Here is a 16,730-nt window from a genome sequence, read left to right on the forward strand (position 1 = left end):
CTTATAAACTTAAATTTTCTTAAATCTCAATAACAGATCATCGCCAAGAACAGATATCTCAGGAGCAGCAAATTGAAAACACTCTTTAGGCAATAAAACACCTTTACCTTCTACTGGAGTTTTTGCTTCTTTACCGCCAAAAATTTTAGGTGCAATATATACATACATTTCCTGAACCAAACCGTCATTTAACGCACTATAATTCAAAACACCCCCGCCTTCTAATAAAATACTATCAACACAAAATTCGCCAAGTTTTTGCATCAATATAGGCAAATCAACTTTACCATTTTTATTTGGTAAAGTTAAAATTTTAACACCAAGTGCCTTCAATCTTGAAACTTTAACTGAATTTGTCATAGTAGTTGCCACAATTGTAGGAATTTCCCCCGCTGTCTGACAAATTCGACTATTTACTGGAATATGGAGATAACTGTCACAAATAATTCTAATTGGATTTTTCCCATTTTTTAACCGACAGTTAAGCAGTGGATCATCGTGCAATACGGTTCCAATTCCTACCATGATGGCACTGTATTTATGACGCAGTCTATGGACATGTTCGCGGGCTGTTTCACCGGTAATCCACTGAGAAGCACCAGTAACAGTAGCTATTTTACCATCAGCAGTCATTGCATATTTCATTGCAAGATACGGAGTACCAGTAACAATATAATGAAAAAATATAGTATTCATTTCATCACACTCTTTTTTAAGTACACCTTCTTTTACTGTAATTCCAGCCTTACGCAAAATTGAAACACCTTTACCACATACTTTAGGATTAGGGTCGCCAGAACCGATTATCACTTTTGAAATACCAGACCGTATGATTGCATCTGTACAAGGAGGAGTTCTTCCATAATGGCAGCAGGGTTCTAATGTTACATATAAAGTTGCACCTTTCGCTGATTCAACACAGCTGGCAAGTGCATTTCGTTCAGCATGAGGCTTCCCACATGCCTTATGATATCCCTCTCCGATAATCTTTCCTTTTTTTACAATAACCGCCCCAACCATAGGATTAGGGCTAACCCAACCTTCACCCTTCTTTGCCAGAACAATTGCATGATTCATATATTTCGAATCTTCCAAATCTTCCACTATTTTTCACCTCCATACATAAAAATATATAAAAAAGCCCTATATAAACATTACGTTCATACAGGGCTTTTTTTCTTACGAAGAAAAGACTCTGAAATTAAAATATTTCAGATTAAATAAAATTTACCTTCTTTTATCCAGACTTTACTGTCGGTTTTGGAATTTCACCAACTCCCGTGCTTTCACACCTGCGCTACCTGCGCTCGCGGACTATAACCGCCGATCGGGAATTTCACCCTGCCCTGAAGATCCTCACTATTAACTTTTACTAAAATTTCTATCTACAAATAATTATATACCAATTAAATCGTTTGTAAAGTCCTAATTTCATAAATCTGACTTTGAAGTACTCTAAACATCAAGTTACTATCTATTTTAAAAAATAAACCCCCAGAATTAACTGGGGTTTCAAGCGGGGGACTGTTTATTGAAATAAACAGTCATATATGTATACGTAAAGTATTCAATAATTAAGGATGTCAATAATTGAATAAGCATATAAAAAATAAAAAAGAAAGTATTCTCCAGTTTACTGGATAACTTCCTTCATTGACTACAGTTAATACTACAATTGTAGTAATTTTTAATAACTCTTAATAATACATCATTTCTCTAAAGCCTTGATTTTATGCCATCCATGAAGTTTAATACATTTTAATAAAACCTATGGCGGAGAAAGAGGGATTTGAACCCTCGCGCCGGTCACCCGACCTACGCCCTTAGCAGGGGCGCCTCTTCAGCCACTTGAGTATTTCTCCGTGCCCTACATATTTAATACATGGCGGAAAGAAAGGGATTCGAACCCTTGGTACGGTCACCCGTACGCCGGTTTTCAAGACCGGTGCCTTAAACCAACTCGACCATCTTTCCGCATAAAGTTATCAAGCTTCGCAAGGTTACCTATATAATATATCACGATATATATTAGCTGTCAACCCAAAGTCTCAAATTGTGCAGGGCAAACGCATGAAAAGTAATATTTTATTACTCAAGGAATGTATATCAAAAAATAAATGTAAAGTATATTATGTTTTCACAATTTTTAGCATAACTCAAGAAAAAATATTCTTAAGTTACCGGATAGTCCTCACTACAGGATATATCCCGTGACATCAAAAACAGACTCAATTTTATTAAGCTAAAAATGTGTGCCTCACAACTCGATCCAGAAAAGCTTCATCTGTCATTGCTTTGGCTCTTTTCCTCGGACCACTCATTGTTTTCTCAGTCTCTATATTCCTGAGTATATTAAGTGCAAATTTTCTAAGTAATGTTAGATTCTCAGGACTATGTTCCTTCCTGGTCCTGTTAGAATCCTCGTCAAAAACTACATCAAGCACCCAGTGCATGCTTTCAACACCCCAGTGCTTGCGCACTGCATTTGAAAACTTTACAGCGTTAGCCGGCAGTGAACTTATATAGTATCTTTTCTCAACTGTTATTTTTCCCTTCTGCTCGCTTTTCCTTATAGCTAAACCTATGCTTTTTAAATTTTTCCACTCTTTTCTCGTACTAAGCCAGTCTATATCTTCTGTAACGTAATATTCTCTCGTGTCCCTCCTGCCGTGTCCTTTGTCAAAGGATCTGGTACAGCTGTATGAAATATCTTTAAATCCCGTTTGAACTGCATCATCAAAATATTCTTTTATTTCATCATAAAACAGCTTTTGATTGCCTTTAACTGCCAATACGTAGTCTGAATTTTTATCTACTATGGTTTCTGCTATTTCTTTCTGACATCCCATTGCATCAGTAGTTACAATGCACCCATTTATATCAAGCAGCTTTAAAAGTTCTGGAATCGCTGTTATTTCATTGCTCTTCTCGTCAGTTTTAACCTGACCTATGACTATTCTATACTTGCTTGCCCATGCACTGACTATATGGATTGGTGACTTTTCCTCACCCGAATTCCGTGCACCACGTGCTGTTTTACCATCAATTGCTATGATGGATCCCTTTAGACTTGCCGATATTTCACCTATCCATTTCATGAAAGTATTACGAAATTCCTTTGGATCAATCCACTCAAAAACTCTCTGTATGGTATCATGGGAAGGTATCCCATAGGGCAAAGAAAGATATTTCTTGAAAAAGCTGCCCCTGTCATTTGCAAAATCTTCTATGGCAACCCAGCTATTGCAGTTTGCCAATGTACCAACTACAGATATGAATAATATATCTGTCAGCTTGTGCTTAATTTTTGCTTTCTGTCTCTGGTCTGTTATAATTCCAAAATAATCTATCATTTTATTTTTTACCATAGCAACATACCTCATATAATTTTATATGAATTATAATACTATAATAATCAACTTAAGGAAAGTCTTAAACTTATAATTCCGCCTATCTTTACAATTTATTTACTCATGCATTTGCCCTGTCAAATTGTGCTGTTAACTTGTGATACAATTCTTTCAAGGGCCTTATTTAAATTCTCCTTTGAAGTGGCAATATTCATTCTTATATAATTATTAAAACGTTTTCCACCAAACCATTCCCCAAAATCAAAAGCCAGTTTACATTTTTCTTTTATAAAACTTTCCATATCCTTCCCTTTTATATATTTTCCTAAATTAATCCATACCAGATAAGTTCCCTCCAAAGACGATATTTCTACAAGAGGCAATTCTTTTTCTAAAGTTTCTTTTACATACAGGTAATTTTCTCTGATCCGCTTCAGCACTTCTTCTAGCCAGGATCTTCCTTTTTCATAGGCACTTTGGACTGCAATATATCCAAAAGCATTGCCACTTGGAATTCCAATACATTTTACAAAATCGTCAAAATTTTGGCGAATACCGGGATCAGGTATAATAACAAAAGAATTTTTACAAGAGGCAAGATTAAAGGTTTTAGTGGCAGCAGTGAGAGTAACAAGTACAGAATCATAGTTGCCAATGCTTGCAGTGGGGACATGAGAATTTTGTCCTATTATGATATTCTGATGAATTTCATCGGAGATCACTTTCACATTATGTTTTTTACATATATTCATAAGTTTTTCAAGTTCATCTTTTTTCCAAACTCTCCCTACTGGATTATGAGGTGAACAAAGCAAAAACAATTTCACACTATTTTTTATAATTTTATTCTCAAAATCCCTAAAATCAATAGTATATCTTCCTGATCTATTAATTAAATCGCTTTCTATTAATTTTCTTTTATTATTCTCAACTGCATCTAAAAAAGGATAATAAACCGGTGTCAATACAATAACTGCATCATTCCTTTTCGTCAATATCTGAATAAGCCAATTGATAGCAGGAACCACACCAGGAGAGTATCTAATCCAATCTTCATGAACTTTATAATTATGATAAGCTTGTTCCCATTTTATAAATGATTCTTTATATTGCTTGGGTTCTACGTAATAACCAAAAACTCCAAACTTTAAGTATTCATCAAGTTTTTTTAATACACAATCACATACTTTAAAATCCATATCCGCTACCCATAAAGGAAGCAGATCCTCCGATTGAAATACGGTTTTCAATCCATCCCATTTGGAACTATTAGTTTTCCTTCTGTCAACATACTTTAACATTTCAATTCGCCCCCATTTACATTTTTATATAATTTTTTCCAATGAATTCAAATGCTATTATAACATACACAGCTATAATTTTCACCATCAATATATTTTAGAAATAAATAAAAAAAGTAGTAACTTTTCTCTTTATAAAAAGTTACTACTTTTTTAAGCAATTATTATTTTTACTTAATAATTTCTTTCCCACCCATATATGGTCTTAACAATTCGGGAATTACAACACTTCCGTCTGCCTGCTGATAGTTTTCCAAAATAGCTGCAATTGTCCTTCCTACTGCTACTCCGGATCCATTCAACGTGTGAACATACTTAGGCTTATCATTTGGAGTATCCTTGTACTTTATATTAGCACGTCTCGCCTGAAAATCCTCCATATTACTGCAGCTTGATATTTCTACATATCTATTATAGCTTGGCATCCAAACTTCTATATCATATTTAAGTGCCGCCGTAAAGCCCAAGTCTCCCTTACATATTCTAACCACCCTGTAGGGAAGTTTAAGACCCTTGAGTACATCTTCCGCGTCATTAGTCAATTTCTCAAGTTCTTCATAAGATTGCTCAGGTTTTGTAAACTTAACCAATTCCACTTTATTAAACTGATGCTGCCTTATAATTCCCCTAGTATCTCTTCCTGCCGAACCAGCTTCAGCTCTGAAGCATGCACTATATGCAACATGCTTTATAGGTAAATCCTCACCCTTTAGCACTTCATTTTTATAAAAATTAGTTACTGGAACTTCTGCAGTTGGAATCAAGAAGAAATCATTATTCGCCACCCTAAAAGCATCTTCTTCAAATTTCGGAAGTTGACCTGTACCTATCATACTGTTTCTGTTTACCATATAGGGAGGAAACAATTCTTCATATCCATGTTTTTCAGTATGGAAATCCAAATAATACGTTATTACAGCTCTCTCAAGTTTTGCACCTAAACCTCTATAAAATGTAAACCTTGATCCTGATACTTTACCTCCCCTTTCAAAATCAAGTATATTTAAATCCGTACCTATATCCCAATGTGCTTTAGGTTTAAAATCAAACTTAGTAGGTTCCGACCACCTTCTAATTTCCACATTATCTTGATCAGTTTTTCCCTCCGGAACTGCAGGGTTTGGTATATTAGGTATCCTAAGCATTAAATACTCTAATTTATCATTTATATCTGATAATTGAGTATCGTAATCCTTTATTTTATTTGACACTTCTTTCATTTCACTCACCAGAGTATCAGCATTTCCGCCGTTTCTCTTTATTTTGGCTATTTCTGACGAATCCTGATTTCTTTTACCTTTCAATGATTCTACTTTGCCTAAAATCTGCCTTCTTTTTTCATCCAAAGATACCACTTTGTCAATATCTGATAAATCAAAATCCTCTCCCCTATTTATAAGTTGTTTTTTTATTTTCTCCGGGTTATTTCTTATTTTTTTTAAATCCAACATAATTATAATCCTCCTAAGTAATATATGTATTTTTATATAAAAAAAAGAACCTTTTTATCCCAAAGGGACGAAAAGATTCCGTGTTGCCACCCTAATTAGCCAATTAAACACAATTGACTCTCTCTAAGACTATAACGGTATCACCGAACTGTTTTTAACAGTATTTCCAAGGTGGATTCACAATATAACAATATCAGTTTTCACCAAACACTGACTCTCTTAAATAATCATAAAGTTACTGGCCTTTTCATCAACTAATTAACTTAATTATATATACATAGACTTATAATGTCAATAATTCTAATATTGAAAGTCATAAAACATATCTATTTATCACTTTTATCAACATTTTTAGTGCAGACTATATCCACTCTAGTATTTAAAATATTACTGCATACTACGTTTCCTATTTTTATAGGGGCTCCAACATGTATTCTACTTAAAACTTTAGAACATTCTATCCATAGGCTTTTATCTATAGGTTTAGAACTCTTCACAGGAACCACATTACAATCAGCTCCCTTTATCCTTACAAGAGTAGTGAATATGTCACTTTTATTATCTATTACCAATTTTGCATATTTTATTCCTCTGTCACACAGATTTCCCTCAACTTCTAAAGCATCTCCATATTTATCAATACTAAGTACACATTTTTTATCACATTTATTACAAATAGCTTCCTTAATCAATTTGTAATTCCCCCATAATTACATTTCATTGAATTCTTTTATTCTACCCTTCACTATATTAGAATTTTTAGAATCCTTCACTATATATATCATATCTTTATTTATTTCCCTGGAAAGAATGGATGCAATATTGCAAAGACACTGAGCGCCTCTGCAATCTCCAAATCCAGCACCAGTTCTTCTCTTTATACCTTCTATAGTACGAGCACCTAGGGGTCTGCGTATGGCATCTATTATCTCACCTTCTGTTACTTTTTCACAATAACATACTACTTTGCCATAGCTTTTATTCAATTTTATAACTTTTTTTCTATCTTCATTGGACAAATCTCTAAATCTATAAAATTCCCTTCGCCTATCCACAAAATCTTTCTTCAAAACACAGTTTAAATTGCTGACTATAGTTTCACATACTATATTTGCAATCACCGGAGTCATTGTAATTTGACCATAATGTTTGCCAATTACCTTGATATAACCCTTATCAATTAAACTATCGTCTATAACTAAAGGATCATTATAAAAATAAGATTTGTAGAATCCTTTAATATCTTCTTCGGATACATTCTTCATAAATTCCTTAATTTCCTGCAGGGCGATTTCATAACTCATCTCTTTATTGTCTTTTATGCCCATTAGCAATTCATTCTGACTGGTAGGCATAATATATATCTTTCGACAATCCCTTTCAACTGTGGAAACTATGTTTCTATAACTTTTTTCGGAATCTTTATCTATAAGAAAATATCTTAAATGGTTTCTATCCTTACTTGCCCTGTCTTCACTATCTACACTATAATTTTCCTTTGGAGTCGTATTTAACACCATATTACATGTAAATTTATTTTTACTAGTCACTACTTTAAACCCCTTGGGTATACTTTGTATATCCAAAACTTCTTCCCCAAGTTTAAAATTAACTCCATTGTCAAATGCAATTTCACCATAAGAAATTGCCAGATCATAAGGGGATATGATACCAGTATTTTTTGAGTAAATAGCTTTCTTAATATTTCCATCTAATCCAGGTTCCACTTTACAAATATCTTCAGGATTCAATAAATGTATGTTTTCCATACCTCTCTTTAAAGCCCTGCAATATATCTCAGTCAGTTTTTCCTCGCCTTCCTTGTCATCAGCAGTAAGCAGGTAGCCTTTCTTCTTAAAAGGAATATTAAATTTAGATGCCAAGCCAGGCATGAGTTTATTTCCCCTAAGTTCCAATCTTGCCAATAACGTATCTTCACATTCTAATCCGTCATAAACTATAGAAGAATTTATAAGTGCTACATCATCAGCTATATCATAATCTCTTTCAATAACCGCTATATTTAAATTATATTTAGAAAGTTCATAGGAAACCGCACATCCAACTATTCCGCCGCCTAATATAATCACATCATAATCCACACTAAATCTTCCTTTCAAAGTAACTAAAACATAATTTTATTTATTTAATGAATCTATTATCTTACCAAGCTCTTTAATATCCTCTCCATATTTTGCCCAATCCCCATTTTTCTGTGAATTTATAGCATCATCATATAGATCCTTTGCTTTCTTTATTTGATCGCTGTCACCAGAAGGTGGTATTTGATTTTTAGAATTATTATCAATATTAGGATTTTCATCAATAGAACCCTGATCATAATTAAACATTTGACTTAAAGCATCATTTATACCTTGAGCCAACAGTATTTTATCTCCATAGGATACTATTACCCTTTTCATTTCCGGTATACTGTCCTTTCCATTAGCTCTTAAATACATAGGTTCTACATACAGCAGTGAATTTTTTATAGGAACTATCATGGTATCCCCAAATTGGACTGTAGATCCATTTTTATTCCAAAGCGACAGCTGCTGGGATATAGTCGTATCCTGATTCAATTTCTGTTTAAACAGATAAGGACTATATACAGTTTTTTCAGGTGGAAATTTATAGAGAATAAGTTTCCCGTAATTATTTCCGTCCATTCTAGCACCAAATAAGGCAACCATATTATCTTTATTTCTCATATTGAAATATTGCAATAATATCATTTCTTCCTTGGAAGCACCTGTGGGTTTCATGACCACATAGGGTGATTCAATTGAATTTTTTTCTCCGCTAACCTCTCTTTGATTTTTAGCTACTTCCCACACATCTTCACCACTATAAAACACTCCCGGGTTTGTTACATGATATTTTCCAAGTATACTGCACTGAATATTAAACATATCTTTCGGATATTTAAAGTGTCTCACTATGTCTGCCGGCAATTCATTCACATCTTTAAATAACCCGGGAAATATTTTTGCATAGCTTTTAATTATAGGATCATTCTTATCCATAATATAAAATTTCACATTTCCATTTTCAGCGTTCATGACAACTTTCACAGAATTTCTTATATAGTTGAGTCCATCCTGGGGCTGCGAAAAAGGATATTCATTTGAAAATGTATATCCATCCAATATCCAATACAATTTACCACCGCTCATAATTATATATGGATCCGATTCATATTTCAAAAAAGGTGCAATTTTATTAACCCTATCCTTTATATTCCTATTTATCAATATTTTACTTTCCTTGGTTATATCCCTAGACAAAAGAAAATTTATATCCTTTTGGTTTATAGCGAACAAAATTCTATTAATTATTCCCAATCTTATTCCTGCAGTACCGTGATAATTATTAGTTGCATTGTCACTTCCCTTTGGATAATCAAACTCATCTAACTTAGTATTCACAACTGCATAATCGTCAGTTTTTTCTCCAAAATATATTCTTGGATCCGCCAGTTTGATATTTGTAGAATTTTGAGGAGGCATATCTTTTACAACAAAATCAGGCTGTCCTTCTGAAGTTACAGAATTGACTTTGTTCATCACAACACCATAACCGTGTGTATATACAAGATGTCTGTTTTGCCATGTGTTGGGTTCTATTGCCTTGGTATTTATTTCCCTTGCCCCTATAAATATCTGATTGAACTTACCATTTATATAATATCTGTCCACATCAATATTATTAAACATATAATAATACCTTATAATCTGAACCTGGTTATAAAATTCAAGAGTTGGATCAAAGGAATTTATTCTTATATTATTTATAGTATCCATATTATTTTGGATATCTTGTGTAGTTAAATCATTCTTTACTTGGAATGGAGTAGTATTTATATTATCAATATTATAGGCTTTTCGGGTATAATCTATATCATACTTTATATATGGCTGTTCCAGAGTTTTTTGATTGGACTTTACAATAAAATTCTGCACCACAAAATATGACACACTCTTAGCTACAACTAAAATTGCTATAGCAGCTATTGAAATCACAATAAATTTAAATTTAGATTTAATTATACTTACAAATATAACTACAGCAGCAACCATGGAAGCCACTGCAATAATCTTATAAAATAATAAGCTTACATGGACATCAGTATAGCTTGCTCCAAATGCCACACCATTTTCACTATATACAAGTCCGACACATTTCAACATGTATCCCATTGATATAAAAATCATTATTAGGGCCGCTAAAACTGCCAGTTGTTTTCCTGCAAATCTGGTAATATCACTACTGAAAATATCCATATTGCCAAATTTTCTTCTGGGACCTCTTGAAGTAAACCGATCTTTTACATTTAATAAGAAATAAGTTAAAAGTGTTACCAAACATAAAAATATCAATAAACTCAAAAATGCATTATAAACGGATCGTATAAGCGGCAGCTTAAATACATAAAAAGAAATATCCAAATGCAAAAGTGGATCTTTCACATTAAAGGGCACAGCATTTGTAAATTGTAAAATCCTGTACCAATAGGTCGCCGCAAAAATATATGAAATTATAAATGAAATAATCAAGTCGACAATTAAAACTATTCTTCTTTCAGTTTTATCTTTATTGCTGTTTACTTCAACGACCTTCCTATATTTTATTATACTTATTCGAAGACTTTTATAATACAGCCATATACCTGCAAAACTTATTATAAATATAGGTACTATAAGCTTACACATGGCAATAATCTTCGTAAAATAAACAGATAAATACCCCACTTCTTTAAACCATTCCACATTTATTACAAAATTTACAATCCTATTTAAAAATATAATACATAAAGCCAGAATAAAAATCAATGTACCCAGTGCAATCTTCTTTTTTTTCACCATAATCACCTCTTTATAAACAATTGTAAAGAAAATATAAATCAAGTAAAATATTAAACATATCAGTCAGAAATTATGTACTTCTTTTCTTTTAATTCATTTATTATTTTTTCTAATGTATCATAATCATCTGCTATTACAGTGTGTAAATGCACACCTCCTGTCAATATCAATAGAGGTTCAGCCTTATATTTATTTATTTTATACAAAAAATTATCTACATCATATAAATTTTTTATCATCAACATCCCCCTTATTTCACCATATACAGGATGTTCTACTATAACATCTTTTATCCTTCCTCCAAATTTAACTATGGTTTTAAGCTCATCTTCCATTTCATTTGCCTTATGGGAAACAGCAATTACTTTTTTAACCGTTTCTCTTTCGATTTTTGGAATCAAGTATCCATCTGGAGTAGCTACTATACTCTTACCTTTAGCTCTTAAAATTGCTATATCCTTAACTATTACCTGTCTGGTAACACCTAGTTTTTCAGCTAAAACATGACCCTTTTGAGGTTTGCTATTTTCTTTAAGGATTTTCATAATACATATTCTTCTATCTATTGAATTCATACTAACCTCCCATTAGTATATTTCAAGACAATAATTTAAATTTACATTAACATTATATCATAAAAATTGGAATAACTTTATAGACTGTATTATTTTCAATTAATTTTATCACAATATCTAAGTATATCAAGATTTAAATTACCTTTTATTCTATTATTATGGTGATTTTCTACCAAGTAAAGCAATTCGTTATTTTTTTCTATGTTTTCTAACAATTCTTTACCCAATTTTGGATGATAATAATACACCTTTATCTTTTTAATATTACAAAATTTTTTCAACCTGCCTTTAGAAATTTTATCTCCTAATACCAGAAGGGACTTATCCAGTATATTTAATTTTGTATATACTTTGCCTACATCATGTAAAAGTGCCGCCTTTAATAATAAACTTACATCTATATTTTTAAATTTATCATTGCAAATTTTCTGAACATCATAAGCTACTTTCACAGAATGTTTTCTTTCCTGTAAAGATAACTTATTGAATAACCTAAATTCATTTTCATTCAAATTAACTTTTATAAAATTTTTATCACTGTCATTGAGTTCAGCAGTAAGTGCCCAATAAAACTGTTTTACTCTGTAAAAAAGTGTCATTTATTTCATCACCCTTAATTAAAAAATAAAAAAACTACATCTTTTAAAAGATGTAGTTCCATCTTGAAACAAAATGGTGGAGATAAAGAGATTCGAACTCTTGACCCTCTGCGTGCAAGGCAGATGCTCTCCCAGCTGAGCTATACCCCCACATGGTGGACCTTCAGGGACTCGAACCCCGGACCTACCGGTTATGAGCCGGTTGCTCTAACCAACTGAGCTAAAGATCCATATATTCATCCGGCAGCGACCTGTTCTGCATTACAAGTTCTTATTATACTGACATTTTTACCGGTTGTCAATACTTTTTGATAAAATGTGATTCCGAGATTCAAGTGGATTTTATCCAAAAAAACACTTATCATACTTGAATCCCAGAATAACCAGTAATGTTTATAATTTCAGTATAAAAATCTCCTTATTTCAAATCATCTGGAACAACCCAATATCCTTTAGAGTTATGAGTTTTTAAATAGTTTTTGAATTCCTGTGATTTATATGCTTTTACTATATCTTGAGCCCATTTTGCATTTTTATTTTTTCCATCTACCGCAACAGTTATATACAGATCATCTACCAATGTTTCCGATAAGAGAGATTTATTAGCATCTATTTTAGCCATATATACAATAGCTCCCGGTAGAACGGCATAATCTGCATCATTAAGAGAACGCGGTATTTGCGAAGAATCCATTTCAACTATTTTCAAATTATATTTATTCTGAACTATATCCTTTTGAGTTGCAAGAGTTTTCGTTACTCCTTCTTTTATCTTAATCCACCCAGCTTTTTCAAGCAGCGCATAAGCTCTTGCAGCATTTGACGGATCTTTAGGAATAAATACCGTATCTCCCCGTTTAACTTCATTTATTGACTTATACTTATTGGAAAAGATTCCCGCCCTTACTGTTGGAATCTTAACTACAGATACAAGGTTTGCTTTCTTTTCCTTATTATATGCCTTCACATAAGCATTGTGCTGAGCTACATTAAAATCCAAACTTCCCTCTGTTAATGCCACTTCTGATTGAAGAAGATCCGAAAAATTCACCAATTTTACTTTATAGCCTTCTTTTTCAAGAATTGGCTTTACACCTGCATTGAATAAATCATTATAAGGTCCCGGAGAAACTCCCAATTTTATTTCCTTTTTTGTACTTGAAGAAGATTTACTGGCAGAACCACAAGCTGTCAATCCCAATGCCATAAATACAACCATAATTGCCATTGTTATAACGTTTCTAAATATTTTCTTTTTCATAACCTTTCCTCCTTTAACACTAGCCTCTTCTAAGTTTCCTAGAAAGAATATTACCTATAGTCTGTATAACCTGAACAAATATTATAAGTAGAATTACTGTAATAATCATAACCTTGGTATCAAATCTTTCATACCCATATGATATAGCTATATCACCTATTCCTCCACCACCTATGGTTCCCGCCATAGCAGTAGCTCCTATAAGGCCTATAGTAGCTGTAGTAAGAGAAAGTACAAGTGAACCCATTGCTTCTGGAAGTAAAAAATGCCATATTATCTGAAAGGGTGTGGCACCCATTGCCTCTGCTGCTTCTATAGTTCCACTGCTCACTTCTAAAAGTGAATTTTCAACTAATCTAGAAATATAAGGTATAATAAAAACTGTAAGCGGAACCAGAGCAGCGTCAGTGCCTATGGAAGAGCCAACTATAAGTTTGGTAAAAGGCACAATGGCAACCATTAAAATTATAAAGGGAATAGAACGAAATATATTTACAATGGGATTCAAAATTTCATATACATATTTATTTTCTAATATTCCCTTCGGCCTAGTAACCACCATCAATATTCCCAAAATTGTTCCAAAAATAGAACCTATGAGCAATGGTATAAAAATCATATATAAGGTCTGCAATATTGCAGTATAAATTTGAGACATGCTTATAGTTTGCATCTATACCACCTCCTCAACAAAAATATTTTGTCCTCTGATATAATCACTGATTTTTTCAAATAAATCACTCTCACATCTAATTTCTATTATCATATTTATAATTGGTATATTCTGAAGTTCTGTTACACTTGCATTTAAAACACTAACTTCCACATCAAACATCTTTGTTATTCTGGATATCATAGGTACAAGAACAGAATCTCCAATAAATTTGAGCCTTAAAAACTTCGCATTTTCCTTATATTTGATATTATCTTTGAAAAGTTTCAGTATACTATCAGGTATTTGATCATTGACAATGCTATCCAGAAATTTCTTTGTAACTTGATTTTTAGGGTTTCCAAATACATCTATAACCTTACCCTTTTCAATTATTCTTCCTTTTTCCATAACAGCAACTTTATTACAAATTTTCCTTATTACATTCATCTGATGAGTTATCAGTAAAATAGTAACTCCATATTCTTCATTAATCCTTTTAAGAAGTTCAAGTATTGATTCGGTGGTTTGAGGATCCAAAGCCGATGTAGCTTCATCACACAAAAGTATATTCGGATTTGTAGCAAGAGATCTTGCTATACTGACTCTCTGTTTTTGCCCTCCAGACAATTCATCTGGATAACTTTTAGCCTTGCTTTCTAAGTTAACAAAATTGAGGAGTTCATATACCCGTTTTGATATTTCATCCTTTGGCAAATGATTCAATACTAAAGGAATAGCTATATTATCAAATATAGTTTTTGAATTTAAAAGATTAAAGTGCTGAAATATCATTCCTATTTGTTTTCTAGTATCTATAAGTTGTTTCTTATTAAGTTTTTTCATGTTTTTCCCATTTACTATTACAGTACCTGATGTAGGTTTTTCAAGAAAATTAACTGTTCTTAAAAGTGTACTCTTTCCTGCTCCGCTAAATCCTATGACTCCATATATATCACCTTTATCAACTTTTATATTTACTCCCTTTAAGGCTTCAATTCTTTCTCCATTTTGTTCAAATGTTTTGTACACATCTTTCAAAACAATCATTTAAGGAACCTCCTCCAATAATAGGATCTTTAATTCTTATCTATTGTAATTAAAGCTTTTTCTGCTAAATTTTTGAAATACAGAGAACTCTTTAAAAGGGCAGATTCATCAATCTTAAATTTAGGGCTATGGAGAGATTCTCCTTTTCCAACACCTATATTAACAAAAGCACCCGGCAACTTTTCCTGATAATATGCAAAATCTTCTCCACCAAGCTTGGGTTGAATAATTCTAACTTTATATCCTATATTTTGAGCCATTTTAATTGCCATTTCAGTTAATTTCTTGTCATTATTAGTTGCCGGAGGTCCTTCATGCCATATAAAATTAATCTTTCCCCCATAGGAAGCCGCAATTTCCTGCGAAATTTTCCTCATTTTTTTAGGCACCAAAATTCTATCCTGCTCATCAAGAGTCCTTACTGTACCCTCTATATACGCTCTCTCAGGTATAACATTCCAAGTATGTCCACTTTCTACATGAGTAACACTCAAAACTGCAGAGTTGGAAGGACATAAATTTCTACTTATAATCGTCTGTAGTGCAGTGATTATATTAGAAACAATAATTATAGGATCTATACCAATTTCAGGATGAGCAGCATGTGTACCCCTCCCTATGACTTCAATTTCAAATCTATCTACAGCAGCAGTTAAAGGACCTACATTAGTTCCAAGTACACCTACATCCAGATCAGGTGCACTGTGTAATCCAAATACAGCTTCAACACCATCAAGTGCATCCGTTTTAAGAATTTCTTCCGCCCCATGACTGGATTCTTCTGCAGGTTGAAATAAAATTCTGACAGTCCCATTAAGCTTACTTTGATCTTTTTTAAGCAAGTATGCAGCTCCAAGTATACTAGTCATATGAAAATCATGCCCGCAGGCATGCATTCTACCTGGATTCTTAGATTTATAAATTAAATTTGTTTCTTCATCAATTGGCAAAGCATCTATATCTGACCTTATAGCAATTATGGGCTTCCCCTTTTCACCTTTAATTTCACCCACAACTCCTGTTTTAAGCGGTAAATCAAGTATATCTACACCAATATTTCTAAGAAGTTCAGCCAATTTACTGGTAGTATTATATTCTTCATAAGATAACTCTGGCCTTTGATGAAAATATTCAAATATTTGTTTTAATCTTTGTTCAAACTGCTTCTCCGACACAATGGCAACACTCCTTTATTTTTTATAATAAAAAAAAAGCTTCCTCCCTCAGTAGGGACGAAAGCTTCCGTGGTATCCACCCAAATTCATATAAATCTCACAATTTATATCTTATCAAGTACTTTGACTTTGACAAGTAAGTCAGTTATACTCTCCATTATAACGTATGGTAACGTAAAAACCTACAATATCAATTCTTAAACTCCAAGTGCATTTTCAGAAAACTTCTTATTATCCATTCACACCATCCAGGACTCTCTTTAATAATATAAGTTAACTTACTTTTCTCTTCATAGCTATATAATCATCATAATTACATATTATGTTCTATTACAATTAAAGTGTCAATTTAAACCTTAAAAAGGTAACACCTACTCTTAAAAAATAAGTAAATTACCTTTTCATTCTGTCCTCTCAAAATTGCACAGTAAATACGTTTCCCTTTTTCCAC

Annotated in this window: 13 protein-coding genes, 4 tRNA genes, 1 riboswitch and 1 other annotated feature; all 17 genes read right to left on the reverse strand. The window is 32.6% G+C overall.

Going from position 1 to position 16,730, the window contains the following annotated elements:
• Window positions 1-9 precede the first annotated feature (9 nt).
• Window positions 10-1,095, reverse strand: coding sequence for a bifunctional diaminohydroxyphosphoribosylaminopyrimidine deaminase/5-amino-6-(5-phosphoribosylamino)uracil reductase RibD (ribD, locus tag AB8S09_RS13020; RefSeq protein WP_294183252.1), 1,086 nt, complete (start codon window positions 1,093-1,095; stop codon window positions 10-12).
• 130 nt (window positions 1,096-1,225) lie between these two features.
• Window positions 1,226-1,358, reverse strand: a riboswitch (FMN riboswitch).
• Window positions 1,359-1,771: 413 nt separating this feature from the next.
• A tRNA-Ser gene (locus tag AB8S09_RS13025) sits at window positions 1,772-1,862 on the reverse strand.
• Window positions 1,863-1,883: 21 nt separating this feature from the next.
• Window positions 1,884-1,974, reverse strand: a tRNA-Ser gene (locus tag AB8S09_RS13030).
• A 263-nt stretch (window positions 1,975-2,237) separates the two neighbouring features.
• Window positions 2,238-3,368 carry an ISAs1 family transposase gene (locus AB8S09_RS13035; RefSeq protein ID WP_369869284.1) on the reverse strand — a complete coding sequence of 377 codons (1,131 nt, stop codon included), beginning with the start codon at window positions 3,366-3,368 and terminating at the stop codon, window positions 2,238-2,240.
• Between the two features lie 119 nt (window positions 3,369-3,487).
• On the reverse strand, window positions 3,488-4,651 hold the full coding sequence (locus tag AB8S09_RS13040; protein ID WP_294185199.1) for a MalY/PatB family protein: 1,164 nt from the start codon (window positions 4,649-4,651) through the stop codon (window positions 3,488-3,490).
• A 170-nt stretch (window positions 4,652-4,821) separates the two neighbouring features.
• Window positions 4,822-6,102 (reverse strand): serine--tRNA ligase, encoded by a 1,281-nt coding sequence (serS, locus tag AB8S09_RS13045; RefSeq protein WP_369869285.1) that lies wholly within the window; start codon window positions 6,100-6,102, stop codon window positions 4,822-4,824.
• A 60-nt stretch (window positions 6,103-6,162) separates the two neighbouring features.
• Window positions 6,163-6,362, reverse strand: a binding site (T-box leader).
• 66 nt (window positions 6,363-6,428) lie between these two features.
• A complete protein-coding gene (locus tag AB8S09_RS13050; protein WP_294185202.1) occupies window positions 6,429-6,794 on the reverse strand; it encodes a DUF1667 domain-containing protein in 366 nt (121 codons plus the stop codon).
• Between the two features lie 18 nt (window positions 6,795-6,812).
• Window positions 6,813-8,204 carry an NAD(P)/FAD-dependent oxidoreductase gene (locus AB8S09_RS13055; protein WP_294185203.1) on the reverse strand — a complete coding sequence of 464 codons (1,392 nt, stop codon included), beginning with the start codon at window positions 8,202-8,204 and terminating at the stop codon, window positions 6,813-6,815.
• Between the two features lie 36 nt (window positions 8,205-8,240).
• Window positions 8,241-10,967 carry a UPF0182 family protein gene (locus AB8S09_RS13060; RefSeq protein WP_294185204.1) on the reverse strand — a complete coding sequence of 909 codons (2,727 nt, stop codon included), beginning with the start codon at window positions 10,965-10,967 and terminating at the stop codon, window positions 8,241-8,243.
• A 59-nt stretch (window positions 10,968-11,026) separates the two neighbouring features.
• Complete coding sequence (locus AB8S09_RS13065; RefSeq protein ID WP_294185206.1) at window positions 11,027-11,542, reverse strand: transcription repressor NadR; 516 nt, start codon at window positions 11,540-11,542, stop codon at window positions 11,027-11,029.
• Window positions 11,543-11,637: 95 nt separating this feature from the next.
• Entirely contained in the window at window positions 11,638-12,141 is a 504-nt protein-coding gene (locus AB8S09_RS13070; protein WP_294185208.1) for an HD domain-containing protein, read from the reverse strand.
• A gap of 74 nt (window positions 12,142-12,215) precedes the next feature.
• Window positions 12,216-12,291 (reverse strand) — tRNA-Ala (locus AB8S09_RS13075).
• A gap of 3 nt (window positions 12,292-12,294) precedes the next feature.
• Window positions 12,295-12,371, reverse strand: a tRNA-Ile gene (locus AB8S09_RS13080).
• A 188-nt stretch (window positions 12,372-12,559) separates the two neighbouring features.
• Entirely contained in the window at window positions 12,560-13,402 is an 843-nt protein-coding gene (locus tag AB8S09_RS13085; RefSeq protein ID WP_294185335.1) for a MetQ/NlpA family ABC transporter substrate-binding protein, read from the reverse strand.
• 19 nt (window positions 13,403-13,421) lie between these two features.
• A complete protein-coding gene (locus AB8S09_RS13090; RefSeq protein ID WP_294185333.1) occupies window positions 13,422-14,075 on the reverse strand; it encodes a methionine ABC transporter permease in 654 nt (217 codons plus the stop codon).
• Entirely contained in the window at window positions 14,076-15,104 is a 1,029-nt protein-coding gene (locus tag AB8S09_RS13095; protein WP_294185331.1) for a methionine ABC transporter ATP-binding protein, read from the reverse strand.
• Window positions 15,105-15,133: 29 nt separating this feature from the next.
• On the reverse strand, window positions 15,134-16,279 hold the full coding sequence (locus tag AB8S09_RS13100; RefSeq protein ID WP_369869286.1) for an amidohydrolase: 1,146 nt from the start codon (window positions 16,277-16,279) through the stop codon (window positions 15,134-15,136).
• Window positions 16,280-16,730: the final 451 nt, after the last annotated feature.

The sequence above is a fragment of the Clostridium lapidicellarium genome (assembly GCF_041224415.1).
In the GTDB taxonomy this organism is placed as follows: Bacteria; Bacillota; Clostridia; order Clostridiales; family Clostridiaceae; genus Clostridium_B; species Clostridium_B lapidicellarium.